The organism is Lysinibacillus sp. DFXJR4, assembly GCF_057196045.1.
Map to the genome: position 1 here is coordinate 827648 of NZ_JBXUNW010000001.1, position 23763 is coordinate 851410.

Below are 23763 nucleotides of genomic sequence, written 5' to 3' on the forward strand. Positions count from 1 at the left end.
CACAAATTCCTCCTAGATATTAGGATGATTTAATATCTTGATTTTTCAATCGATTAATTGACATAGACGCAAAAATTACAATAAAAGTCATATTCATCACCCAAAACAGAATGTTCTGAATACCCGTCATCTCCACTTGATCCAATACACTCATACCAAAAGTGAGTAATGAGTAAGGAAAAAATAGTCCTAACTTTGCTATATACAAACCCAGTCCGATAAAGACTGCACATAGACTAATTCCAATAGGTATACCAAAGCTCCGTATTCGCAAAGACAATGCCAATTGCAAAGAGATAATGGATAGAGAAGCAAACCATCCTCTGATCGTCATGGATATCGTCTCTAGTGGGAAAGGCTCTGATATGGAGAACAAGATTCCGGCCAGCAAATAGAGGCCTATAAATAGCATTTGTACAAACAAAATTAGAATGCTCACAACCACCAATTTTGCGATAAACACATTTGAAACAGGTACAGGAGAGGTCATTAGCATATTCCAATTTCGATTTAAATGCTCAAGTCGACATACATAGGCACAACAAATAGCAATCATGATAGGAAGGAAAAACTCACTGTAAAACAGGCTGACTTGAGTCCATAAGCTGTACCAGCCATTTGTCAGAACACCCTGGTTGAAATAAAAATTTAAACTCCCAATCAGCATACTTATGAGAGGAAGTACAATAAGTACAAAACCAATCCGGGAATGCCGTAATTTGAGAAATTCAGCAACAATACTTCTTTTCATTAGCTTTCCTCCTTAGATTTCTTGCCTGGAAACATGAATGCGTCCAGCAATGTAGAATAGGGTAGTCATAATAACTGCAATCCCGATAATCACGACATCAACGGGCTGTTTCATATAGGTACTAGAAGACTCTGAGAATAAATAAGTAATTGGACTAAGATCCAAATAATAAGACCAGATAAAAATATGTCTGATAGTAGCAGGGAACAGCCCAGCCGTCATTCCTATAAAGCCCCCAAGCATACCCAAACACAATGCAAAGGCTTGGTTTTTGATAACTAAAGAAATCCATTGCTGAAGTGCTGTGACAGCGAGAGTTATCAGTAAAGTACCCAAAATAAATCTAGCGAAAAGATCACTAGATGGTGATCCCGGAAAGTCCTTTATCAACCCAAACATAATCATGAGTAAAGTTTGTGTTAAGATGCCTAATAAGAGAAGACTGTTGGCGCATAAATATTTCGCAACATATAGTTGACCACGGCTCACATTAGTAGCAACAAGCATTTTCCATGTCTCTCCTTTGTGCTCCATATCACAAATCCGAGAGACGACAATGGCTGAAATAATGGGCATAAAAAGCCCATTCATGGAGGATATAGTAAATATCACGGATTCCCAGATTGCATGTTCGGGATTACTCGCAATAGAACGACTAATAGACATGAAAGCCCATAGAATTTCTACAGTTAGAACTAATAGAATCATTATTCCTATTCTTTTGCGACGAATTTTGAAGTATTCTAGCCTCAATGTTGTTATCACAAACTTCGCTCCTTTCCTGTAATTTCTAAGAAAATATTCTCTAAACTTTTTTTATGCTCCTCAATTCGAGTGACAGGAATATTATGATCGACAAGAAATTTGTTCATTTCTGCCACTTTCGTATCTATAAGATTCTCAAACACCAGCCAGCTGTCACTCTCAACCGGACAATAGCCTTGGGTAAGTAACAAATGTTCAGCCTTGGTATTGTCCCCGGTTTTAAGAAAAATGGAACTTTTACTTTTTTTTCTTAAGGTTTCCATTTTACCCTGGAATAGTAGATTCCCCTCACTAATAATACCAACTGAGGTAGCTATTTGATCAATCTCCGAAAGCAGATGACTTGAGAGCAATACAGTTATGCCATAACTAGAAGGTAGTGATTTAATAAGTTCTCGAATTTCCCCTATTCCTGCAGGATCAAGACCATTCGTTGGCTCATCAAGGATTAGCAGTTTGGGGAAAGCGAGAAGGGCCATTGCAATCCCTAGTCGTTGCTTCATTCCGAGCGAATATTGTTCGGTCTTTTTATTTTTATGATTTTCAAGTCGGACAATTCGAAGTGCCTCATCTACATTCTTATCGGGCACGTTTCGCAGCTGTTGCATAACCTTCATATTCTCAAGCCCCGTAAGATGCCCATAATAGGAAGGTGACTCAATAAGCGACCCAGTACGATGTAGAATAGAAGGTCGATTTTTATTTAGGCTCTCTCCGAAAATTTTAATGGTCCCTTCAGAAGGTTTAACGAGTCCGAGTAGCATTTTCAGCGTGGTTGTTTTTCCAGCCCCGTTTGGTCCAAGAAACCCGTATATTTCTCCTTCTTGAACATGAAGATCAACCCTATTTACTGAATTAAAAGACCCATATTTTTTGGATAAATTTTGCGTTTGCACAATAGCCGATGCAGTCATGTAAAAACCAGCTCCATTCAAATTTTTATTTTTTTCAATTTCAACTTTAATGAAATCACCTTTCCACAGTCTAAAGGCAATCTTACGGCAACCTTAAATAACCAATTCCCTTAAATTAGAGGGCAATCTTTAATTTAAAAAAGAGAAAAGCTGATGATTTTCACCGGAATCATCAGCTTTCATATGTTTATGGCCATGAGGCTTTTAAAGCACTCCAAATATTTTCACAAGATTTATTTAATAATAACTGCACTTGCTTTTTAGATATATTTGGTCTGAAGTAGAGTAGGTTTTAATAAAAGTAATAACTTGTTTTATGTTGCAAATACAACAAAATGAGTATATATTAAGCAAATACGAATAAGGGGTTTTTTTGGCCTCTTAGTTATAGATCTATTACGCCATATTAATTAAATTTAAATCGTTAAGGAGAATCAAAGAAGATGATGAATTGGCAGATAAAAGAATTTAATCAATTAACTACAAAAGAATTATATGAAATTTTAAAAGTAAGAGCAGAAGTATTTGTAGTCGAGCAGCAATGTATATTCCAAGATATAGATTCAAAAGATGAAGTATCCTATCATCTGTTTTTGGAAGATCATTCTGAAATAGTCGCTTATTTAAGAATCCTACCTCCAAATATTTCATATTCTGAAGTTGCAATTGGCAGAGTTCTCACTAAAGCAGAACATCGAAAGAAGGGCATTTCTAAGAAATTGGTTCAAAATGCTATAAATTTTGTAACAGATAGTTTGGGAGAACAGGCTATTAGGATTTCTGCACAGGCCTATTTGTTGAAATTTTACAATGATTTAGGCTTTGAGCCAGTGTCGGAAGTTTACTTGGAAGATGGTATAGAGCACATTGAAATGTTGTATAGGAAATAAATTTTAATCTAAATTTTCACTGTATAAATTAAATTACTCTGCTTGGCCAAGGAACGACTATCATTATCACTTTTCCAATCATAACAACCAAGTATTTAGATTCATGTTGTACATTCGAATGTTCAAACATTTTCGTATTCCCAATGTTACGGCTTATTTGCGCTTTCTGCATATGACGACGTAACATTTTTTGTTTGTTCATATTCCATTCATATTGTCGTCATAGAGAATATATCTTCGTCCAATAAGCTAACCTTAATGCCCATATAGGATAGCTAAGAAAAGGAGAAGGTACGAGTGAAACTAAAAGAAGAGAAAATGAAACTGAGGAAGGGTAAACCGCTCATCTTTATGCTTAAAGCAATTGGGGTTATAGTTATTGCAATAGCACTTTTTATGGCCATTGTTTTTATTGTTAATATTGTCTGTAACAAATTCGAGCAAGGAAAAATAGGTAGTTATGGTCAGCCTGTAACTGTAGACGGGAAGGATATGAATGTCTTCATTCAAGGAGAAGTCGAAGAAACCATCGTGCTCTTACCTGGTTATGGCACAGCAGCACCAGCACTTGATTTTAAACCACTAATAGATGAATTATCTCCATTTTACAAAGTTGTTGTAATTGAGCCCTTTGGTTATGGATTAAGTGATTTAACCGAGAAAGAACGGAGTACAGAGAATATAGTCAGTGAAATACATGAAGCTTTACAGCAACTTCAAATTGAGCGGTATATTCTAATGGGCCACTCCATTTCGGGTCTTTACGGACTAGATTATGTGAACAAATATCCAGATGAAGTGAGTGCATTTGTTGGGCTCGATAGCAGTGTTCCAACGATAAGCGAGAAAAAGATTGATTCTTCAATCATTAGAACTATTAAACTACTAAAAAAATCGGGTTTAGCTAGATTGCAGGTGAAGCTAAGTGATGATCCCTATGCCGAACTACCATATGATGAAAAAACAAAAGAACAACTGAAAATTCTTAAACACAAAAACATGTATAATCCCAGCCAGTTAAATGAAGCTGAAATGATGTATGAAAATTTTAAAGCAGCGAAAAATTTATCATTCCCAAAAAATCTTCCTGTTATTTTCTTTATACAAGCGAATCATCCAGTCACTGACAGATGGGTGCCAGAGCATCAAAAACAAATAAAGGATTCTGTACATGGGAAAGTGATGACATTTGAAGGGGATCATTATTTATATCGTACCAAAGCACAAGAAATTGTAGAAAATTTCAGGGCGTATATGGATCAAATAAAATAAGCGTAGTAATTCAATTAAAATGTCTTAGCCAGTATGAGCATACAACGCTTTATTTGCAACTTTGTTAATAGAAGATAAACTAGGTTTTTAAACGTATATTATAAATAATACAAATAGAACGAGGAGGAAATGCAATGTCTAAAAATCAAAAGGTTATAATTGTTGGGGCAGGGATTGTTGGTGCATCTATTGCTTATAATCTATCAAAAGTACATCAGGATATCACGTTAGTTGAGAGCCATTCAAAAGCTGGCTGTGGTGTAACATCAAATTCCTTTGCCTGGATTAATCCTTCAGGGCGTGTTCCAGAAAACTTCCAACATTTGTATGACGGATCATTAGCAGAATATCACGTATTGGAAAAAGAGATTCCAGAATTAAAGGTCGATTGGAACGGCTCCCTTTCATGGGGAATTCCTGTAAACATCAATAAATCTTATGTAGAAAAAATAACTGGCCAGCAAGTATCGGACTTAGAACCTCATTTAAAAGAATATCCAAAGGAAGCTCTATATGCTTTTAAAGAAGGTGCGGTAGATCCTAATATTCTAACGAATCTTTTACTCAAGAAAGCCCAAGAAAATGGGGTAAATATATTGTTCGATACAAAGGTAACACAAGTTAAAAAGGAGGATGCTAAAGTTGTTGGCATACATACTTCAAAAGGTTTTATAGAATCAGACGTAATCGTTTTGGCAAACGGTACAGCGTTACCTGAGCTTTGTAAGCCTCATGGTATTGAAGTACCTGTTGAGTCATCACCTTCTATTATTATTCGAATGAAATCTTCCAAAAAGCTTATTCACACATTAATTTCTAATTCAAGATTTGAAGCAAGACAGCTATCTGATACTATGTTAATTGCTGCTGAAGATTATTTGGATGACCATGGAGAAAATGGACCAGAAGAGATTGGAAAAAGAGCTTTAGAAACCCTTCGCTACGATTTGGTAGATGGGGAACATTTAGAGTTAGAAAGTATCAAAGTAGGAATGAGGCCAATGCCAAAAGACGGATACCCCATTGTCGGTTTTCACGATGAGGTAAAAGGACTTTATTTAGCAGTTATACATTCTGCAATTACGTTATCTCCAGTTATTAGTCGATTGATAGCGAAGGAAATCGTAGATAATGTGCAGATGGAAGAATTAGAAGGTTGTAGACTATCTCGATTTTACAAAGTAAATGAAATATGAGGAATTAAATATCAAGTTTTAATCATGCGAGAAAAGGTAAAAGCAATTCGATATAAGCATCCAAGGTTACTATGATTGGCAAACATGGACTATGCCACTCACTAATCTTAAAGCATAGTAGTAAAACTATAAAGAGAAGGGGAGTCAAGTGAAGATACTTAAAGAGCGTGTTATGGTTGATTTTGTTATTTTTTCATAATACGCTCTTTTCTATGTTCTATTAAGTACACTTATGTCTGTTTATTATTTATATGTAGCTATAAAGCATACTTCAAATCAACTAGTTTGGATTTCAAAATTCTGAATGATTTGAGAAAGGGAGATGCTAGGTATTGGCATTGCATACAGTAAGTCATAACTATTAGCAGATTCCATTTTTAGTTTCTAAAATGATTTAGTGCTAGTAGTGTTGCCGAATTATACTCAGTAGGCAAATCGTCCTCAAAATAAATTGCCTCTACCGGACAAACTAATTCACAAGCCCCGCAATCAATACAAATATCAGGATTAATCACATATTGAGTATCTGTCAAAACAATGCAATTTACAGGACAGACATCCAAACAGACAGCTGCTTTTTCATCCCTACATAATTCTGTAATTATAAAAGCCATTATAAATCCCCCCAAATAGATAGTTGTTGTCTTAATTCTTCAGGTGACTGTTTCCAGTACTCCTCATAAAAGCCAGATAAAAACTGATTAAGTAATTTTTTTGAATTAATATCTACATGATTCAGGATAAATTCCCCTTTAAGTGCCTTATCCAAGTAATTTACTTGTTCTGGCAACGATTTATAGCCAAGTTTAATTCGGCGTTCTTCTTTTGATACGCGTACTTCACTTGCTGTACATCCCGCATAAAAAGGTCCGTTTTGAGCAATTTGAGTAGCTACCCAAACAATCCAATAACGATTATAATTGTCACTAGCATGAGCTAAATCAGGGGAAAATCGAACTTTTTTTTCAATTATACTTCGCCCATGTAAAGCTTCTAAGTCTATAAACACATGTTCATTTTCACAATCTATAATAATCGGCGTTACATTATTTAAATCAAGGGTACCTACTCCGTAACCTCCATCTCCATCTGTTGAATCGTTACTTAAGATAGTGAAATGCATTTTTTGTTTCATAGAAATCACCTTTATACGATTTTGAATTTCTAGATTAACTTCCAGATTTTGTTTATTTCGAATAACCCTAAACTCAGAATTTCCTAATAATATTATAAATAAAATATACAACTTATTTTCATTTCTTGTCTTCAGGCTTACGTCTGAATTGTTTGAAATGGTAAAGTTGTAATCTGAGCTTTTGTGTTGAAGTTCGCTAATATAGAAAATTAAATTACTTTTATATTGTTCATAAATGGCACTTCGCATTGCTAAATATATAAGTTTATTTTTTATTTAGAATTCAAAAAATTCTGTTATTTTAATCACTAAATTGGAAATTTTAATATATTAAAAGATCTTTGTTCAGATTTTGTTCAGTAAGGTTATATTAAAGTATATTATGTCAAAAAGATAATAGTGAGCTAGGGTTACCTAGCATTTTTTTAATTCAAAAAATAATGAGGATTTGAATAGTCACTTTAATAATAAAAGTGTGTAATATAAGCAATATGCTGTAATTATACATATGAATTTACTGAACTATGGAGGCATGATAATGAAAAAAAATATCCTAATCATTGTGAGTATTATCATGCTGTTTGTTATTGTCTTTTCCCTTGGCAATGGGCATTATTTCTCCAATACCCATCCTAAAATTGTACACGAAGGATTGGTAAAGATAGATGCTGAGCAATTACAAAAGCCAGTAAAATTAGAAGGGGATTGGACTTTTTATCCAAACCTCTTAATTCCTCCAAAGGACAGGCTTGAAAACTACAATAATAAAAAGGAGACATTACATGTACCCTTTAATTGGGAGACGTATGTAGAGCGAAATAAAGAGGGACTTGCTGTTGGTACCTATCATGTCAAAATAGAGGTACCGAGAGAAGGTTTTTACGGCTTATATATTAGAGCTATCCGACAAGCTAGTCGAGTTTTTATTAATGGTGTAGAGGTTGGGGCTAAAGGAAATGCAAGCACAGTCTTAAGTGAATATCAATCTGAAAATGATGATAAATATACAGTATTTGCGTACAGTAATAATAAGGTACTAGATATTGTCATCCATGTAGCGAACTACAATTATTCACAGCCTGGTATCGTTTATCCTATTGAATTTGGCACGAAGAAGGTCATTCAACAGCATTACAATTGGAAAGTGTTTATAGATGCATTGGTAAGTATTGGGCATATAGTCATTGGGGTCGTTTACATTCTTACATATATACAGAATCGCAAACGCAAAGAAGAGCTGTTCTTTGGTTTTTTTACAATTTCTTTAGGGTTTTATATGGCATTTATTAATCAAAAAGTATTTTTTCTATTAGTTTCAGACATACTACCTGTCGATCAATTGCGGCTGCAGCTCGGTATCATTCCGATAGCATTACTAGCTTTGACACTATTTATCTATTCGATGTATCCGCATCTACAAAAAAGAAAAATAATATATTGTCTTATCATTTTACTTGGTGTGGTATTTGTTTTTTATGGTATATACAATCCAATTACAAAAAATCAAAGAGCCTCTTCAGATTTTGAGGTGTTCTGGAGAAAAATAGCTTATATCAGTGTTACTGCTCCGGTTGTATTATATAATCTATGGATTCTAATTAGGGTTATGCTACATCGACTAGAAGGTGTTCGTTATGTTCTAATCGTGATTTCAGCTATTTGTTGTTATTCAATTTTACTCACTTTAAATTTCTTAATGGGCATTCCTATAGATTATACAGAATTTGTGTTATTTTTACTGATTTTGTTCGGGTTTGCTTCATTATTAAATTTTCGTGCGAATCAAGCCTTTATGAAAATCCAAGCATTATCAGAAGAATTGCTGGCACATAACCAAATGAAGGATGAATTTCTACTGAAAACTTCACATGAATTACGTACACCACTTAACGGTATTTTGAATTTATCAAAATCCTTAATGGAAGGGGCTCAGGGACCTTTAAAACGAGCGCAACAGGAGCAAGTCATTTTAATTCATAATGTCACACAGCGTTTAGGACATTTAGTAGAAGATTTGTTGTTTTCTTCAAATCAAATGACAGGAGAAGTAAGAGTTACCCCACGTAGTATCCCACCATCCGTTATTAATGAAGTAGTAGTAGAAATTCGTAGTATGATGTCAAAGAATAGCCAAGTTAGTGTTAATGCTGAAGTGGATTTAGAATTACCTCATATATTCACGGATGAGTTACGCTTTAAGCAAGTTCTATATAATTTGTTGCAAAACGCTATTAAATATACAGAAGTTGGAGAAATCAAAGTGACAGCCTTTGTCCATCAACAGCAAATGGTCATCCAAGTAAGTGATACAGGCTGTGGTATTCCAGCACAAGATTTAGATCGTATCTTTAATGCCTTCTATCAAGGAAATAATCATCAAAATAGGGAAGGACTCGGTTTGGGCTTAAGTATTACTAAAAATATTGTTGAAAAATTAAATGGCGATATTCATGTTTCAAGTACGATAGGGCAAGGTACTACATTTACATTTACAATGCCACTTGCCACTGGCGAACATCTGAGCATAGATCAATCGGCTACAATTGCCTCTGATACTATTACTGAAATACAGTTACAATTACCACTTATCTATAAAGGGAATAATAAAAAAATACTTGTAGTGGATGATAACCATGTCAATATAAAGGCTTTAGCTGATGCTTTAACACTTAAAGGATATACAGTAATTGCAGTCGATAATGGGTTTGATGCGATAGATTATATTAAAACTAATCATGTAGATTGTATGTTAATCGATCTAATGATGAATGGGATGTCAGGATATGAGCTATGTAAACGAGTACGTAAACAATTTGATATGCTGGAGCTACCTATTATTATCTTAACAGCGATTATGAAGCATTCTGATTTATTGGTAACCTTAAAAGTCGGTGCAAATGATTATTTACAGAAGCCTATTTCGATGGACGAACTTTTTATTCGCATCGAATCTTTATTAGCTATTCGACAATCTTCAATAGATGCAATAGAGGTAGAAATGAATTATTTATATTCTCAGATTACGCCACATTTTGTTTATAATACGCTTAATACTATTATCGGTTTAAGCTATACAGATATGGACAACACACGTGAAGCACTATATTGTTTAGCAACCTATTTCCGTGCAAAGCTTAATGTGCATTATCGAAATAGCTTTGTCTCGGTTGAAGAAGAGATGGAGCTTGTAAAAGCATATTTATATATTGAAAAGATGCGTTTTGGAGATCGATTAAGTATCAAATATGATATTGATGAATCCATTCAATTAATGATTCCTGCTTTATCCATTCAGCCATTAGTGGAAAATGCCGTTTTCCATGGTATTTCTAAAAAACAAGAGGGAGGAACCATTGAAGTAAGTGTCCAAAGGGAAGGACAATTTGTCCGAATCAAAATCTACGATAACGGAGTAGGTATGCCTGAGGAAAAACTACAGCAGCTGATAAACGAAGAAAGCACACGGATTGGATTTATGAATCCTTTAAAAAAATTTAAATTAATAAAAAATGCTAGTTTACGTTTATACAGTGAGGAAGGAAAGGGGACAACGATTGTTGTTTTATTACCTGAGGGCGGTGGAGCATGAACAAACTAAGCATAATGATTAGGTGACCGTCTTAATTTCAAATAACAAAAGGGAATGAAAAACTAAATAGTCAAGGGACCCTTTGTGAATATTTAGTCAAAATGAAGGTGATTTCCGTTCCAAACTACTCGCTTTGTTGCTGACGCTTCGCTTTCGCACAGTTAAAACATTTGTTGCTGACGCTTCGCTTTCGCACAGAGCAAAGCTTCCTGCGCTGGAGGAACGAAGGCTAAGTGCGTCACGTCCTGTGACAACGCCTTCGTGACCAACCTCGTGTTGGCCTCAGTTTCTCGTCTGTCTCGCTATCCCACGGGAGTCTAGTAGCCTTCCACTCCAATCAGCAATAGTGTAGAACTTTAAATATTTTCTTCCCTTAAAAGTAAAGTAAAAGCATATTATTATTATCATTAAATAGATAGAATAGTGGTACAATTCTATAGTTGTCAACCTATTGAAAAAGGGCTATACTTTTTAATTTGTCACCTTGATTTCATTGACATAATAGTATTTCAACAACATGAAAAGTACCACAATTTTCGGTTTGTGGTACTTTTAAAGCTTTGTGGAATATCTCTGTAATATAGCATATATTAATTTTTTTCTTTTAATAATCCTTCTACTACAAATTCAATAATCTTATCTTTCACAATAGGGAAAATATCGTCACCTATTTCACTTTTGTGTAAACGTAATGTCATCACGGCCTGCATAATTCCTACAATCACTCTAGGGTCATTTTTTGGCATTGTCCCTTGCTCCATGAGGAAGTTAACCGCCTCAATACCTCTCAATGCATTCATTTGATTAAACTCTGACATTTGGGCTGGTAATTTACGTAACAGTCGATCATGTTCATCATTTTGAAAAACTTGTTGTAAAAAAGGATTTTTTTCGACTGAATCAAAAGAAAAATGAAAGAATGAATGTAATAACTCTTTTGATGTAAGATTTTTTCGAAACAGTTCATTCAGAACTTCTTCTCGAATTTCTACTTCATTTATTAATATTTCATAATAAAGCTCTTCTTTAGAATTGAAAAATTTATAAAATGTTCCTTTGGCAATACCACATTCTCTAATGATTTCATCAATACTCGTCTTTGCAAGACCGTATTTAATAAAAATATTACGACCTTTTGTCAAAAGATCTTGTTTAATGTGCTCCTTTTCGTTATCAGTAAATTTTGGCATTGAGTATCTCCTTTGATTTTTATATGACTTTTTGTGGATTTATAGTCACATCTAATTTATACTATACCATATATAGTCAAAATAAAAATGATGCTATCTTTTTTATTTTTGTGACTATATAGACTTTTAAAGTCATAAAAAATTTGAATTGAAAAATTAAGGAGAAGAATATGAATGCTATTGGAGAAAATCTGGTTAAATTTGATGGACTTTATAATTTCCGAGACATTGGGGGTTTTATAACGAATGATGGAAGGGTAATGAAAAAGGGTATGCTTTTTCGCTCTGATGAGTTATCAAGGCTTTCTGTAAAAGATATAGATATATTTAATGATTTTAACATTAAACTAATCTGTGATTTAAGAACAGACCAGGAAAGAATATCAAAGCCTAGTAAAATCTTAACAGTACAAGCTATAAAGGTGAAGAACATTTCTATTCAAGATAGAAGTCAAGAATTCACACGTTTTGAATTCTTCAGATTTCTAGTAAGTAAATCAAACTCAGTAAATTTTGAACGAATGATGAAAGAAATGTACTATAATATGGCCTTTATTAACAATTCAAAAATTAATGAAGTGATTACATTGCTTTCTAAGCAAAATCATTTGCCTGCCTTAATTCATTGTACTGGGGGGAAAGATCGAACCGGTTTCATTTCTGCACTAATACAATTGCTGGTTGGAGTTCCATATCATAAAGTAATGGAAGAATATTTGTACTCTAATCATCTTATTGAACCTAAAATGAAAAAAGTGGAGAAAATGATTAAATGGATGAGCCTTTACCAAGTCTCTTCAGAGAAAATAAAACCAATGCTAGAAGTTCGGGAAGAATATTTAGATGATGTTTATCATGAAATCATTAAGCAATATGGTGATATAGAAAATTATTTATATGAGGGTTGTGGTATAAAGAAAGAGTGTTTATCAACATTAAAAAATATGCTACTTGAATAAATACACTGTTTAAAACAGTTTTTTATTTAATTTTTATATGACTAATAGAACGTTAAAAGTCATATGTTCTTTAAAAACTATTTGAAATGAGTGAGAAGATGTTTAAGAATTACTTCCAAACAAAGGATGTTCGTTTATTTTATGTGAGAACTAAATTAGAGGGAAAACCGATATTACTACTCCATGGTGGCATTTCAAGTTGGGAAGCTTTTGTGGCAATTATTCCTGAGTTAGAGGAATACGGATGTATTTATGCCCTTGATTTAAGGGGACATGGTAACTCGGATAAGAATGTTGAAAAGTATAGCCTGAAAGATTATGTGACTGATGTTGTCCAATTTATGAAAGAAACAATTTCTGAACCCCCGATTATTTTTGGTCATTCTCTTGGCGGTATGATTGGCATTCAAATAGCTGCTTATTATCCTGAACTAGTGAAAGGGTTAATAATTGGAGAATCGCCTTTAAATTTAGAAGTATTAAGGGAAAGTTCTAAAAGCCTAGAAAAGTGGCAGGCATTTAAAGAAAATTTTAAAGAGCATAAAGGAGAATTGAAAGTAGGAAAAAATAAAATACAACAAGATAAAAAAGATTCTGCACTAATGGAATTTATGATAAAAAGTGTTTTGTTAACAGATTCCAACGTAATAACTGCTATGGTCGATGAATTTGAAGATACATTTAAGTCATATGATATTCATTATTTACTACCGATGATTAAATGTCCCGTATTAATATTACAAGGTAATCCAGAACTTAAAGCTATTATAAGGGATGAAGATGTAGAAACAGCTTTAAAACTTTTACCTCATGCGAAGCATATTAAACTATTGCATGCAGGTCATACATTGCATATAGAGGATAAAAATGCGGTATTACAAGCGATTCTTCCATTCATAGAGAAATTTAATGGCATATAAATCATAAGAAATTTGAAACAGCCAGATTTACATTTGGCTGTTTTGCTGTAGAAAAATATTAATATAGCATTGACAAAGTATAAGTTTTTAGCTAAAGTACGATTGTACTTGAGTTCAAAAAAAAATACTTATGTTTATTTGTGTTTGGAATCTCTTTTCTGAGTGGGAAAAAGACATTCGTTTATAAATAAGGGGAGGTTATTTTGAGGATATTAGAAGCTTTAGTTTTATTTATATCTATTATTTCATTCTTTTGTATAATTTTTTACAAAATAGAAAAGCGAAAAGCAATGATAGTAGTTGCCGTTATAATTTATCTTTTTGTAGCGCTTCAGATAATCTTAGAAGGGTATCGGTGGCAAATGCTTTTGGGGTATTTTGCACCTTTGATTTTAATTATAGCAAGTAAACTTTTTTTGCTCTTGAAAAACAAAAAAAAATATTGGATGCAATCGGGAATCATTACCTTTTCAATTATTTATATGATTATCATGGTAGGATTACCACATCTATTTCCGATCTTTTCATTTGAAAAAACAACAGGAAATTACTTTATAAGTACCAATTCGTATCACTTAATAGATAAAAATCGGAAGGAAGAACAGGCATTAGATAAGGATAAATATCGTGAACTTATGATTCAAATTTGGTATCCAAGTAAAGAAACAAATTCCTTTCAGCCTGAGCCCTATATTGAAAATGTGGGAGCAATAACCAATGGACTTCAACGAGCACTGTCAATTCCCAAATGGACTTTTAGTCATTTAAATCTTGTTAATGCTTACGCTCGGAAAAATCTCACAATTGCAGATGATAGAGACAATTTCCCTATTCTTATTTTTTCTCATGGTATGACAGGTTTTCGGAATCAAAATACATTTCAAATAGAAGAATTAGTAAGTCACGGCTATATTATTGTTGGAATTGACCACGTTTATGATGCAGCAGCTACTGTTTTTCCAAACGGCAAAGAGATATTGTTGGAGCAAAATAATTTATCTGGTTTTGAAAAGCTTGACCCACACATGAAGATTTGGACAGATGATATATCATTTGTCTTGGATACATTAGAAAAATGGAACAGTGGCAAAGATATAGACATATTTAAGGACAAATTAAATATGAAGAAAATAGGAATTTTTGGACATTCGTATGGGGGTGCTGCGGCTGCACAAATGTTGTTGAAGGATTCTCGGATAAAAGTAGCCTTGAATATGGATGGAGTGTTGTATGGGGAGCGAATTCCAGAGACAGGTTTTTTAAAGCCCTATATGCAAATAAATGCAGAAAAAAGCATTGATAAATCTGTTTTTGATGCTGCCTTAGATACTGCTGTTTCTCTAAGCGGGAAATCAAGGTCTTCCTATGAGGAATTTTGGAAAGAAAGTCAGCAAAGACGAGAGAATGCCTTAAAGGGTAAAGGGTTTTCATTATCTATTCGTAACACATCTCATATGAGCTTCACAGATTTTCATTTATTCTCACCGCTATTAAGTAATAAAGGAGAGGATATTAGAAAGGTGCACAAAATTATTAATGAAATTAGCTTAGCTTATTTTGATAAATATCTGATGGAAAAAGAAAACACGTCTATCTGGGATTTGATAAATAGATATCCAGAAGTTGAACTCCAAAGAGGAGGGGCAAATGACTATCAAAAGAGTAAGAAATTATCATCATCAATGGCTTTTTAATAAAAAAATACAAATTTATATTATTATTTTTTCTTTTATTTTCGCAGTCATTGCACTGTGGTTTGTTCCAGAGAAAATACCGATTCACTTTAATGCTTTGCAACATACAGATATTTCAATAACTAAATATATGGGTGTCTTTATTTTTCCTATTCTTATGACATCCTCATATTTAATAAGACAATGGCATTGGCAAACATATTTTTTATTTTATTTCTTTTTTATTCTCCATCTACTATTAATTTGGCTGGCAATATAAAGATTGTCAACAAAGTCTTTTTTGTGACTTTGTTGACAATTTAAGAAATTAATTTATTTATTGTTTTGTTTATGGATAATATTAAATACTTCATTCAAAAGCTGTTCAGTTCCTGGATGTGAGGGGGATAGTATTTTTAATTGTCGAATAGCTCCTTCGCAAACACCCCATCTTATATATGAGCTTTGAATTTCCTCTAAAATAAAATTAATTATTTCTTGAGCTTCCCGTGAAAATTTATAATCATTTGATGTTAATAATTTTTGTATCTTACTAATGGCGGTTTCTTGATCTTCACATGTACTTGATGATGTATATGGGAATAGAATTTGAGTGGTTTGCTTTGTTATTTCAATATTTTTTTCTAAACGTAAAATATTATAATCTAAAATATCTGAACTATTGAGCTTTAGCTTCATTTGATCAGAATACCTGAATTGATAGCCTAATCCTCCAATAAAATGAGTAGATAAATCCATAGCACCCTCTTCTATTTCATTACCATAAACCTCAATTAAGCGATTCGCTAGCCAGTTCAGCTCCTTATAATGGCTATTGGCCATATATTTTTGCAACTCCTCATCATTTTCTCCTAAAGAAATATTATATAACTCTGCAATTTTTTCAGTTCCATAGATGGAATGTTTTACCCGAAGCTGGGAATAAAAAATGTGCTTATCATTAGGCTGACCTTCAATCAACAACATATTTTGTTGTTCTTCAACTTTCTCATCAACCTTTTGAATAATATAAAGAATTAATTGGGATTTTGTAGAGAAGTAATTATAAAATGTCCCTTTTGATACTTTAGATTGCTCCAAAATATCTTGGATTGCAGTATCGTGATAGCCTTTTGTCCGAAATAGCTGTTTTGCCACTTCAATGATTTTTTCTTTTTTACTCATATTTTTTAACTCCTCAAAAAATTATTGACATTATTATTATACCATATTATCATAAAAATGAACTTGAGTACAAAATAATATACAAAAGTTTATTTGTAGTGAGAGGAAGTAAACGATATGAAAAAAAATAACATACAACCCATTGATGTAAATGGAAATGAGTTCAAGCGAGCTGGATTTGTCCTTGTTTTACTGGCAGGAACCTTTTTAACGATTATAAACCAAACCTTGTTGGTGACTGCTTTACCAAAGATAATGGGAGATCTAGATATCAATGCTATAGATGCACAATGGCTCATCACATCATTTATGCTAATCAGTGGCATAATGATTCCTACTTCTGCATTTTTGTTAAATACTATAACTAATAGAACTTTATTTTTTATAGCAATGGGTAGCTTTGCAATAGGAACGGTTATTTGTGGACTTAGTACAACATTTACTACCTTGCTTTTAGGGCGGATTGTGCAAGCTATTGGATCAGGTTTAATGATCCCTTTAATGCAGACGCTTATGTTTATGGTTTATCCAGCAGAACGGAGAGGGGAAGCTATGGGATTAGTAGGAATTGTTATAGCATTTTCTCCTGCAATCGCTCCAACAGTATCTGGTTGGATTGTTGATTATTATGAATGGCGCTACTTATTTTATATACTTCTTCCAATTGTAGGGGTTAACATTTTGCTAGCATTCTTTTTTATGAAAAATATGATTAAATTAACAAAACCTAAGCTTGATGTTTTCTCTTTATTACTTAGTAGTTTAGGTTTAGGCTCACTTTTGTATGGGATAAGTTTTGCAGGAAATGTTGGGTGGCAGAATAAGATTTCATGGGTAGCTTGCATAATAGGAATTGTCATCATCATACTATTCTCCCGTCGCCAATTTAAATTAGCACAACCGTTTTTAGAGTTAAAAGTATTTAAAAGCAGAACTTTTACGCTGTCTACCATCATTGTCGCCATTATTTTTATGACAATGATTGGTTCAGAGATTCTATTACCTATTTATACACAATCGGTAAAGGAATTTTCAGCCCTTCAATCTGGTCTAATCTTACTTCCAGGTGCTCTTGTTTTAGGTGTCATTTCACCAATTGCCGGGAAACTATTTGATAAGTACGGTATAAAAAAAATAGGGATGATAGGTATGTTTATTTTAACTATTTCATCACTTCCTTTTTTATTTCTTACTAAGGAGACAGCAACTTGGTGGATTGTTTGTCTATATTCATTAAGGTTGCTAGGAATGGGATTAGTAGCTATGCCATTAGCTACAGCAGGAATAAATGCACTACCAAATAAATTAATAAGCCACGGATCGGCCATTAATAATACTGTGCGCCAAGTGTTTGCTTCATTAGGTTCTGCCATAATGGTAGGGATTATGTCAGCCACAGTAAGTAATTCTGAGGGGAGCTCTGCTTTGTTGAAAGGACTTAATAATGGCTTTATGTCTGCTTTCTTTCTAATAGTAGCAGCATTTATTTTATGCTTTTTTATAAAATCAAAAGAAACAACAGATGAAAATTAATTTTATTTAAAATATAGGAGTGATTTTAAATGACACAAATAATTCAACCGTTTTTAACAGTCGCCAACTATCATTTACTTGAACAGCAAATGAATAAAATTTTGCAAACACTTGCAACAACAAAGGATAAAAATGTCATACTTGCTGTACGTGGTATTGTTGATAGTGAAATTACAGCTAAATTAGTGCTGTCTGTTGAGGAAGCTCAGCTTATCGAACAACTTTTTAATGTTACAGATCGAGTGCAGGGTGAAGCGTATTTAGAACAATTAAAACCCTATGTCATACCATTTAAAGCAGTCACACCAAGTATATTGAAAAGTCTATTTAAAAAGGAAAAAAAGCTAAAGTTACCAAACCTTGAAGAAATCGATTTACAGCAAATTTGTTATTTCACTTGGGATGATTACGGTACACATCGAAAATATGTCGTGATTGAGAAGGATGAACAGTTTAAAGCGATTAAAGGCACAATCTCTAATGAAACAATTAAAGGAATATGTTCTATTTGTAACCGTCACGCTGATGTTCACTTGTTTACTACTTCAGTTAAAGGACGAGAGATTGGAACATTTACAAATCACAGTAATTATATTTGCGTAGATAGTCAACAATGTAATCAGCATATAACTGATTTAGAAAAAACAAAATCGTTTTTTGAACGTATTACTCAATAGGAACAGTCTAAAAATGGATTTGGAAAATCTTTAATTCCAAATTCATTTTTATTTTATTTCTAACTTGTACAACTATTTTGGGAAACACTATCCCAAGTTGTAAAAAGTAGATTTTTTTATTAATGCTTATGACTTATTTTAAATTTGGGTATATATAATTTTAGGAAGCGGGGAAAAGTACAAAAGGGTAGCGGTAATGCATGTAGGCAAGGAAAAAATATCCTTATAAATATATTTAAAGAATAATCTAGAAAAAATGCTCCCTATAGAGAATGCCGATACAGTTTATTTTCTATGAGGAGCTTTTTATTGAAATAGCTATGTCCTAATTTTCATCTTTTATTTTCCAGTCGTTGTGTATGATGTCTTGAAGAACATTTTTTAATTGCATAAATTGCTGCTCTGAGATTTTTGATTGTTTCATTACTTGACGAGATACTTCAGGGAGCTTATGACGAACATTACTTCCTTCCTTTGTTAAATATATTTGCATTTGCCTTTCGTCATTTTTGGAACGCTCACGACAAATGTAACCCTTTGCCTCTAATTTTTTTAGTAACGGTGTCAATGTACCTGAATCTAAAAATAAACGTTGACCTAATTCTTTCACAGTTATTTGTTCGTTTTCCTCCAAAGCTAATAGGGTGATGTAACCTGTATAAGTTAAATCATATGGCTTCAATAATAATGTGTAATGTCGAATAATTTCCTTTGAAGTTGCATACAACAGAAAGCACAGTTGATTATCTAAATGATTAGACATAAAAATCCCCTCTTCAAGTTCTTCTACTACCATTTATATTAAAAATAAAGTTTCTACTTGTCAAACGCAATTAAATTGTGTACAATTCAATTTGTAAAAATTAAATTGTGCACAATCTAAAATATAAAGAAGGAGTTTTTCCGTTATGAAAGAATTATATTCAACTACAATGATTAATAATGGTGGGCGTAGTGGCACATCATATGCAGAGGATCAATCACTATCTTTAAAAATTGCACCACCCGGCTCCAAATTAGACAATGCTACAAACCCAGAGCAATTATTTGCTGCAGGTTACAGTGCCTGCTTTAATAGTGCATTGGATTTAATTAAACGCCAAAAAAAGCTTAAAAATTCATCAATGATAAAAGTAACAGTTAAATTAATGGAACAAGCTGCTTTTGATTATGTGCTTGCTGTTGTTATCGAAGGACATATTGAAGGATTAGCATTGGAGGAAGCACAGGAATTATTAGAGTTAACTCATACTGTTTGTCCATATTCAAAAGCAACAATGGGAAATATCAATGTAACAATTAAAGCTGTTTAAATTTTTTTCGAAAAAGAGGGAGATTACATGTCGTCAACTACACCAGTAAAACAGATTATGCAGGAGCGTAAATCGGTTCGTAAATACAATGCTAAAACTAAAATATCTCGTGAAACAATAGTGCAACTACTACAAGATGCTATTTCAGCTCCTTCTTCGAGTAATATGCAACCATGGCGATTTATTGTCATTGATGATAAGGAAATTCAAAAGAACATTAATTTCTTTTCATTTAACCAAGAGCAAATAGAAACAGCCTCTGCCATTATCACTGTCATTGGAGATATTGAAATGTATGTAAATGCTGAGGAGATTTATGCAAAAAATGCGGAGCTAGGCTATATGCCAGAAGAAATTGCCAAAAAACTTGGACAAGACGCATTAGCAATGTACGGTTCAGCTTCAACAAAAACATTAGAAAACATAGTACATTTTGATGCTGGCTTAGTATCGATGCAGATAATGTTATTGGCGAAAGAAATGGGTTATGATACAGTTCCGATGGGTGGGTTTGATAAAACGAAATTCGCTGAATATATGGAATTACCTGCAAACGAAATACCGATATTATTAATAGCAATTGGTGAAGCAGCAGCCCCAGCTTATGGTTCTTCTCGTCTTCCAATTGATCGCATTGTAAGATTCAATAAATGAATTTTTAGGCAATGTCCCAAATATATTTTGCGGACATTGCTTTTTTAAAACTTTATATTAGGGGTGAATAGGATGTCTGCTTAGTCGTAGCAGTTGAGTATGTATTTTAAAACATTTGCAACTATATCAAAGCAAACAGCATCTTAATGTCCAAGTTCTTTTTATAAATCAAGGCATTTAAAATGGTCTTATTACAACCGCCTTATTGTATGGTCTATTTTTATGTCATGAAAAAATTATGATTGTCGATATTTATGGAACCTGAATAAGCTCGAAGTAATTGGTTCACCATTCAAAAATCAATAATGGCAATGAGACGAACATCTATAAACTTCACCTTTGTTCTAATATTTTACAAGTAGCAAAAAGTCCCCCTTTGCGATGAAAGTCTAAGGGGGCGTTTGAGATAAAAAGTTTTTAAAAAAGTTTTCCTGATGATATCTTCATTTATATAATATTATAGCCCTAACTATTTCATAAAAATAAACCTTCCAACTTCTAGTGTCCTTCTTCATTCTTCCCCTCCCTCCAAGCTTGGCTCTAAAGATAAAATTGCCCCAAAATACTGTTGAGCTGTAGTAAAAGTAATAAACGCACAAAGCTCACTTATTTCTGCTTCCGAAAAAAATTCCTGCAATATTTCAAAAGAAGAATTTGAGATATCTCCTTTTTGCTGTAAAAAAACCTCTGCAAAGCCTACAGCAACAGATATTTTTTCATTAAACATATTTGGCTCTGGTTTCCCTTTTGCTTTACAATACTCACAACCATTTTTTTGCGCTAATGTTCTTCTAACCTGTTCTTTTAACTGTGATGCTAAAAGTCCATCTCTTTCTACTATCTTTCCTAAATGTGACCATGCTTCCATAACTTCTTTATTGTGTCCTAATAGCCTCTGAAAAGGCGTATTCCCAAAAGCTGATTCATTAATTCTTGCCATCATAACCCCTCCTTGTTATATTAAATATAAAATATTGAAAGATTAATTTGCATTAAATAAAAAATTAATTTTTATAAAATAAATTAAATAATTAATGAAAAATAGGAGAATTTATTAAAAATGAAAATCGATGAAATTGATCATAAAATTATAGAGGAATTAAGCAAGAATAGTCGTCTGTCAATGAGTGAGCTTGGGAGAAGAATCAACCTTTCTTCCCCCTCAGTGACCGAAAGGGTAAGACAGATGGAGTCATTTGGTATAATAAAAAAATATACGTTGGAAATTGATTATGAAAAATTAGGATTTCCCATTCAATGTATAATTGAAGCAACTGTTAAAAACGGAGATTATAAATCATTTAAAAATTTTATAGAGGGACTTCCAAATGTAGAGTTTTGTTACCGTATAGCTGGTAATGCTTGTTATATGCTTAAATTGCAATTTGAAACTATTGCAAAAGCAGAAAAGTTTATTGATGCTGTGAATCCGTATGCATCCACCGTAACACATTTCATTTTTTCTCAAATTCAAACAACATTAAGAATTGATTGATATTGTTTGTGTGTAGAAATAGATAACGAAACTCTTTTTTATACAACTAATCCAGATTGAGGTAAGTTGCCTTTTACTATATTTATATCAATAAAGTCCCTAAATGAGCAATTTAGGGACTTTATCATATCGAAAAATAGAATAATTCCTTACGTACACTTTTATAAGAAGCACTTTACATATACTCTATTTTATGTTAAATTACTCGATAATAAATTTGACTAGGGGAGGTGTAAGCAATGTTAACTGTTTTTAGAATTCTTTTTGGTAAAAATGTAAAACTTGGAAATGGTTTAGCGGACAAAGGGAGTAGTCTGTCCTTTTTTATGCTATACAACCATATAAAAACAGTTATCGGAGCTTTCGCCTCTATGCCAAGTAAAATACAAAGTAATGACTTAGTGTCCCTGTTTATTTGAGCATATTTTTATATTAAGTTTGGCACCGATAATTTTATTGGTGCCTTTTTTGTGTTTATTTTTAACCAAAGGGATAGACAGCTCCTTTCTATTTACTCCTATAAAACTAGAGAGTCATAGGGAAGGATGAGAAGGATGCAATTAAAACAAAGCAATAAGTATATAAGAATAAACGATTTCTTAATGGAACATAATTACCCTAATTTTAGAATGAAGCAAATACTGAATGCCATTTTTAAAGAAAGAATAGATAAGTTCAATGAAATGAATGTACTGCCTAAATCGTTGAGAGAGGATTTAGTTAAAGAATTTGGAGATTCTATTTTAGATGTTACTCCTCTAAAGGAACAACATTCTGAGCAAGTTTCAAAAGTCTTATTTGGAATTGTAGGAGACGAAAAAATAGAAACGGTAAATATGAAATATAAAGCTGGCTGGGAGTCATTTTGTATATCCTCGCAGTGCGGTTGTAACTTTGGTTGTAAATTTTGTGCAACTGGAGATATAGGTTTAAAACGAAACTTAACATCAGATGAAATTACTGACCAAATTTTGTATTTTCACTTAAAAGGACATTCAATTGATAGTATTTCTTTTATGGGAATGGGAGAAGCATTAGCGAATGTACAAGTTTTTGATGCTTTAAAAGTACTGACAAATCCCGAGTTGTTTGCCTTAAGTCCTCGTAGATTATCAATTTCGACTATTGGCATTATTCCAGGCATTAAAAAAATGACCCAAAACTATCCACAGGTCAATCTAACTTTTTCATTACATTCACCTTTTAATGAGCAGCGAAGCAAGTTAATGCCAATTAATGAACGCTACCCATTATTGGATGTCATGGATACATTAGATGAGCATATACGTGTGACCTCAAGAAAAGTTTACATTGCTTATATTATATTGCCAGGTGTGAATGATTCTATTGAACATGCAAAAGAAGTAGTAAACCTTTTAAGAAGTAGATTTAAGAGAGGGAATTTATTCCACGTGAACATCATCAGGTATAACCCAACTGTTAGTTCACCTATGAGGTTTGAGGGAGTAAATGAAAATCAAGTTGTAAACTTCTATAAAGAATTAAAGTCAGCAGGAATTAACGTTACCATTAGAAGTCAATTTGGCATTGATATAGATGCTGCTTGCGGGCAGTTGTATGGAAACTATCAAAAAAATATGAAACAAAGGTGAGAATAATGTTTAGAACGTGGGAAGTACCCTAAGAGATAT

The 23763-nt window shown here is 32.9% G+C and carries 24 protein-coding genes; 15 read left to right on the plus strand and 9 right to left on the minus strand.

All coding sequences use genetic code 11. The features are described 5' to 3' along the window. Window positions 1-19: 19 nt before the first annotated feature. Genes AC2CGN_RS04250 through AC2CGN_RS04260 form a run of 3 tightly spaced genes read right to left on the minus strand, consistent with a single transcriptional unit; the run spans window position 20 to window position 2430 of the window. Window positions 20-751, minus strand: coding sequence for an ABC transporter permease (locus AC2CGN_RS04250; protein ID WP_429981148.1), 732 nt, complete (start codon window positions 749-751; stop codon window positions 20-22). Between the two features lie 12 nt (window positions 752-763). Beyond that, window positions 764-1516, minus strand: a complete 753-nt coding sequence (locus AC2CGN_RS04255; RefSeq protein WP_484512333.1) for an ABC transporter permease — start codon at window positions 1514-1516, stop codon at window positions 764-766. Continuing rightward, window positions 1513-2430 carry an ABC transporter ATP-binding protein gene (locus AC2CGN_RS04260; protein WP_429983949.1) on the minus strand — a complete coding sequence of 306 codons (918 nt, stop codon included), beginning with the start codon at window positions 2428-2430 and terminating at the stop codon, window positions 1513-1515. The genes AC2CGN_RS04255 and AC2CGN_RS04260 overlap by 4 nt, the downstream gene beginning before the upstream one ends. Before the next feature lie 443 nt (window positions 2431-2873). On the opposite strand from AC2CGN_RS04260, the gene AC2CGN_RS04265 reads away from it, so the two are divergent. From AC2CGN_RS04265 to AC2CGN_RS04275, 3 genes are all read left to right on the plus strand, one after another. Then, the gene (locus AC2CGN_RS04265) at window positions 2874-3320 is read left to right on the plus strand and encodes a GNAT family N-acetyltransferase (RefSeq protein ID WP_286922980.1); all 447 of its coding nucleotides are present in this window, start codon (window positions 2874-2876) and stop codon (window positions 3318-3320) included. A 318-nt stretch (window positions 3321-3638) separates the two neighbouring features. Beyond that, the gene (locus AC2CGN_RS04270) at window positions 3639-4592 is read left to right on the plus strand and encodes an alpha/beta fold hydrolase (RefSeq protein ID WP_484513149.1); all 954 of its coding nucleotides are present in this window, start codon (window positions 3639-3641) and stop codon (window positions 4590-4592) included. Window positions 4593-4726: 134 nt separating this feature from the next. After that, window positions 4727-5788, plus strand: coding sequence for an NAD(P)/FAD-dependent oxidoreductase (locus AC2CGN_RS04275; protein ID WP_484512335.1), 1062 nt, complete (start codon window positions 4727-4729; stop codon window positions 5786-5788). 377 nt (window positions 5789-6165) lie between these two features. Here the strand turns inward: AC2CGN_RS04275 and AC2CGN_RS04280 are convergent, their stop codons facing one another. Continuing rightward, window positions 6166-6402 carry a DUF362 domain-containing protein gene (locus AC2CGN_RS04280; RefSeq protein ID WP_429984890.1) on the minus strand — a complete coding sequence of 79 codons (237 nt, stop codon included), beginning with the start codon at window positions 6400-6402 and terminating at the stop codon, window positions 6166-6168. After that, complete coding sequence (locus AC2CGN_RS04285; RefSeq protein WP_484512337.1) at window positions 6402-6923, minus strand: YwhD family protein; 522 nt, start codon at window positions 6921-6923, stop codon at window positions 6402-6404. Before AC2CGN_RS04285 ends, AC2CGN_RS04280 begins: the two co-directional genes overlap by 1 nt. A gap of 538 nt (window positions 6924-7461) precedes the next feature. On the opposite strand from AC2CGN_RS04285, the gene AC2CGN_RS04290 reads away from it, so the two are divergent. Further along, on the plus strand, window positions 7462-10512 hold the full coding sequence (locus AC2CGN_RS04290; protein WP_484512339.1) for a sensor histidine kinase: 3051 nt from the start codon (window positions 7462-7464) through the stop codon (window positions 10510-10512). A 590-nt stretch (window positions 10513-11102) separates the two neighbouring features. Here AC2CGN_RS04290 and AC2CGN_RS04295 read toward each other — a convergent pair. Next, the gene (locus tag AC2CGN_RS04295) at window positions 11103-11702 is read right to left on the minus strand and encodes a TetR/AcrR family transcriptional regulator (RefSeq protein ID WP_429984893.1); all 600 of its coding nucleotides are present in this window, start codon (window positions 11700-11702) and stop codon (window positions 11103-11105) included. Window positions 11703-11872: 170 nt separating this feature from the next. Between AC2CGN_RS04295 and AC2CGN_RS04300 the strand changes: the two genes are divergently transcribed. The 4 genes from AC2CGN_RS04300 to AC2CGN_RS04315 all read left to right on the plus strand — a co-directional run bounded on the left by AC2CGN_RS04300 (window position 11873) and on the right by AC2CGN_RS04315 (window position 15534). Further along, window positions 11873-12661 (plus strand): tyrosine-protein phosphatase, encoded by a 789-nt coding sequence (locus AC2CGN_RS04300; protein WP_429986926.1) that lies wholly within the window; start codon window positions 11873-11875, stop codon window positions 12659-12661. 143 nt (window positions 12662-12804) lie between these two features. Further along, window positions 12805-13581 (plus strand): alpha/beta fold hydrolase, encoded by a 777-nt coding sequence (locus tag AC2CGN_RS04305; protein ID WP_484512342.1) that lies wholly within the window; start codon window positions 12805-12807, stop codon window positions 13579-13581. A 482-nt stretch (window positions 13582-14063) separates the two neighbouring features. Next, window positions 14064-15275 carry an alpha/beta hydrolase family protein gene (locus AC2CGN_RS04310; RefSeq protein WP_484512344.1) on the plus strand — a complete coding sequence of 404 codons (1212 nt, stop codon included), beginning with the start codon at window positions 14064-14066 and terminating at the stop codon, window positions 15273-15275. Then, entirely contained in the window at window positions 15229-15534 is a 306-nt protein-coding gene (locus AC2CGN_RS04315) for a hypothetical protein (RefSeq protein ID WP_484512346.1), read from the plus strand. The genes AC2CGN_RS04310 and AC2CGN_RS04315 overlap by 47 nt, the downstream gene beginning before the upstream one ends. A gap of 53 nt (window positions 15535-15587) precedes the next feature. Here the strand turns inward: AC2CGN_RS04315 and AC2CGN_RS04320 are convergent, their stop codons facing one another. Further along, window positions 15588-16439, minus strand: a complete 852-nt coding sequence (locus tag AC2CGN_RS04320) for a TetR/AcrR family transcriptional regulator (RefSeq protein ID WP_484512348.1) — start codon at window positions 16437-16439, stop codon at window positions 15588-15590. Between the two features lie 117 nt (window positions 16440-16556). Between AC2CGN_RS04320 and AC2CGN_RS04325 the strand changes: the two genes are divergently transcribed. Together AC2CGN_RS04325 and AC2CGN_RS04330 are read left to right on the plus strand one after the other, a co-directional pair. Further along, the gene (locus AC2CGN_RS04325) at window positions 16557-17972 is read left to right on the plus strand and encodes an MDR family MFS transporter (protein ID WP_484512350.1); all 1416 of its coding nucleotides are present in this window, start codon (window positions 16557-16559) and stop codon (window positions 17970-17972) included. Between the two features lie 29 nt (window positions 17973-18001). After that, window positions 18002-18649, plus strand: coding sequence for a FusB/FusC family EF-G-binding protein (locus AC2CGN_RS04330; protein ID WP_286922991.1), 648 nt, complete (start codon window positions 18002-18004; stop codon window positions 18647-18649). Between the two features lie 325 nt (window positions 18650-18974). On the opposite strand, the gene AC2CGN_RS04335 is transcribed toward AC2CGN_RS04330, so the two are convergent. Continuing rightward, window positions 18975-19412 carry a MarR family winged helix-turn-helix transcriptional regulator gene (locus tag AC2CGN_RS04335; RefSeq protein ID WP_484512352.1) on the minus strand — a complete coding sequence of 146 codons (438 nt, stop codon included), beginning with the start codon at window positions 19410-19412 and terminating at the stop codon, window positions 18975-18977. 145 nt (window positions 19413-19557) lie between these two features. Here AC2CGN_RS04335 and AC2CGN_RS04340 point away from each other — a divergent pair, with 145 nt between their 5' ends. Continuing rightward, complete coding sequence (locus tag AC2CGN_RS04340) at window positions 19558-19962, plus strand: Ohr family peroxiredoxin (RefSeq protein WP_484512354.1); 405 nt, start codon at window positions 19558-19560, stop codon at window positions 19960-19962. Window positions 19963-19989: 27 nt separating this feature from the next. After that, window positions 19990-20616 carry a nitroreductase family protein gene (locus tag AC2CGN_RS04345; RefSeq protein WP_484512356.1) on the plus strand — a complete coding sequence of 209 codons (627 nt, stop codon included), beginning with the start codon at window positions 19990-19992 and terminating at the stop codon, window positions 20614-20616. A 511-nt stretch (window positions 20617-21127) separates the two neighbouring features. Here the strand turns inward: AC2CGN_RS04345 and AC2CGN_RS04350 are convergent. Further along, window positions 21128-21556, minus strand: a complete 429-nt coding sequence (locus tag AC2CGN_RS04350) for a carboxymuconolactone decarboxylase family protein (protein ID WP_429981164.1) — start codon at window positions 21554-21556, stop codon at window positions 21128-21130. Window positions 21557-21676: 120 nt separating this feature from the next. On the opposite strand from AC2CGN_RS04350, the gene AC2CGN_RS04355 reads away from it, so the two are divergent. The 3 genes from AC2CGN_RS04355 to AC2CGN_RS04365 all read left to right on the plus strand — a co-directional run bounded on the left by AC2CGN_RS04355 (window position 21677) and on the right by AC2CGN_RS04365 (window position 23724). After that, window positions 21677-22111: an Lrp/AsnC family transcriptional regulator gene (locus tag AC2CGN_RS04355; protein WP_429981165.1), complete on the plus strand. Its 435-nt coding sequence runs from the start codon at window positions 21677-21679 to the stop codon at window positions 22109-22111. A gap of 239 nt (window positions 22112-22350) precedes the next feature. After that, complete coding sequence (locus tag AC2CGN_RS04360; RefSeq protein ID WP_286923113.1) at window positions 22351-22530, plus strand: hypothetical protein; 180 nt, start codon at window positions 22351-22353, stop codon at window positions 22528-22530. Window positions 22531-22665: 135 nt separating this feature from the next. Then, window positions 22666-23724 carry a Cfr family 23S rRNA (adenine(2503)-C(8))-methyltransferase gene (locus AC2CGN_RS04365; RefSeq protein ID WP_484512359.1) on the plus strand — a complete coding sequence of 353 codons (1059 nt, stop codon included), beginning with the start codon at window positions 22666-22668 and terminating at the stop codon, window positions 23722-23724. Window positions 23725-23763 lie beyond the last annotated feature (39 nt).

Bases quoted from the DNA above. Each gene is read 5' to 3' on its own strand.
- AC2CGN_RS04340 (WP_484512354.1), top strand. From the start codon at position 19,558: ATGAAAGAATTATATTCAACTACAATGATTAATAATGGTGGGCGTAGT.
- AC2CGN_RS04285 (WP_484512337.1), bottom strand. From the start codon at position 6,923: ATGAAACAAAAAATGCATTTCACTATCTTAAGTAACGATTCAACAGAT.
- AC2CGN_RS04280 (WP_429984890.1), bottom strand. From the start codon at position 6,402: ATGGCTTTTATAATTACAGAATTATGTAGGGATGAAAAAGCAGCTGTC.
- AC2CGN_RS04265 (WP_286922980.1), top strand. From the start codon at position 2,874: ATGATGAATTGGCAGATAAAAGAATTTAATCAATTAACTACAAAAGAA.
- AC2CGN_RS04290 (WP_484512339.1), top strand. From the start codon at position 7,462: ATGAAAAAAAATATCCTAATCATTGTGAGTATTATCATGCTGTTTGTT.
- AC2CGN_RS04320 (WP_484512348.1), bottom strand. From the start codon at position 16,439: ATGAGTAAAAAAGAAAAAATCATTGAAGTGGCAAAACAGCTATTTCGG.
- AC2CGN_RS04260 (WP_429983949.1), bottom strand. From the start codon at position 2,430: ATGACTGCATCGGCTATTGTGCAAACGCAAAATTTATCCAAAAAATAT.
- AC2CGN_RS04335 (WP_484512352.1), bottom strand. From the start codon at position 19,412: ATGTCTAATCATTTAGATAATCAACTGTGCTTTCTGTTGTATGCAACT.
- AC2CGN_RS04360 (WP_286923113.1), top strand. From the start codon at position 22,351: ATGTTAACTGTTTTTAGAATTCTTTTTGGTAAAAATGTAAAACTTGGA.
- AC2CGN_RS04300 (WP_429986926.1), top strand. From the start codon at position 11,873: ATGAATGCTATTGGAGAAAATCTGGTTAAATTTGATGGACTTTATAAT.
- AC2CGN_RS04310 (WP_484512344.1), top strand. From the start codon at position 14,064: ATGATTATCATGGTAGGATTACCACATCTATTTCCGATCTTTTCATTT.
- AC2CGN_RS04365 (WP_484512359.1), top strand. From the start codon at position 22,666: ATGCAATTAAAACAAAGCAATAAGTATATAAGAATAAACGATTTCTTA.
- AC2CGN_RS04350 (WP_429981164.1), bottom strand. From the start codon at position 21,556: ATGGCAAGAATTAATGAATCAGCTTTTGGGAATACGCCTTTTCAGAGG.
- AC2CGN_RS04355 (WP_429981165.1), top strand. From the start codon at position 21,677: ATGAAAATCGATGAAATTGATCATAAAATTATAGAGGAATTAAGCAAG.
- AC2CGN_RS04345 (WP_484512356.1), top strand. From the start codon at position 19,990: ATGTCGTCAACTACACCAGTAAAACAGATTATGCAGGAGCGTAAATCG.
- AC2CGN_RS04315 (WP_484512346.1), top strand. From the start codon at position 15,229: ATGACTATCAAAAGAGTAAGAAATTATCATCATCAATGGCTTTTTAAT.
- AC2CGN_RS04250 (WP_429981148.1), bottom strand. From the start codon at position 751: ATGAAAAGAAGTATTGTTGCTGAATTTCTCAAATTACGGCATTCCCGG.
- AC2CGN_RS04270 (WP_484513149.1), top strand. From the start codon at position 3,639: ATGAAACTGAGGAAGGGTAAACCGCTCATCTTTATGCTTAAAGCAATT.
- AC2CGN_RS04325 (WP_484512350.1), top strand. From the start codon at position 16,557: ATGAAAAAAAATAACATACAACCCATTGATGTAAATGGAAATGAGTTC.
- AC2CGN_RS04330 (WP_286922991.1), top strand. From the start codon at position 18,002: ATGACACAAATAATTCAACCGTTTTTAACAGTCGCCAACTATCATTTA.
- AC2CGN_RS04275 (WP_484512335.1), top strand. From the start codon at position 4,727: ATGTCTAAAAATCAAAAGGTTATAATTGTTGGGGCAGGGATTGTTGGT.
- AC2CGN_RS04295 (WP_429984893.1), bottom strand. From the start codon at position 11,702: ATGCCAAAATTTACTGATAACGAAAAGGAGCACATTAAACAAGATCTT.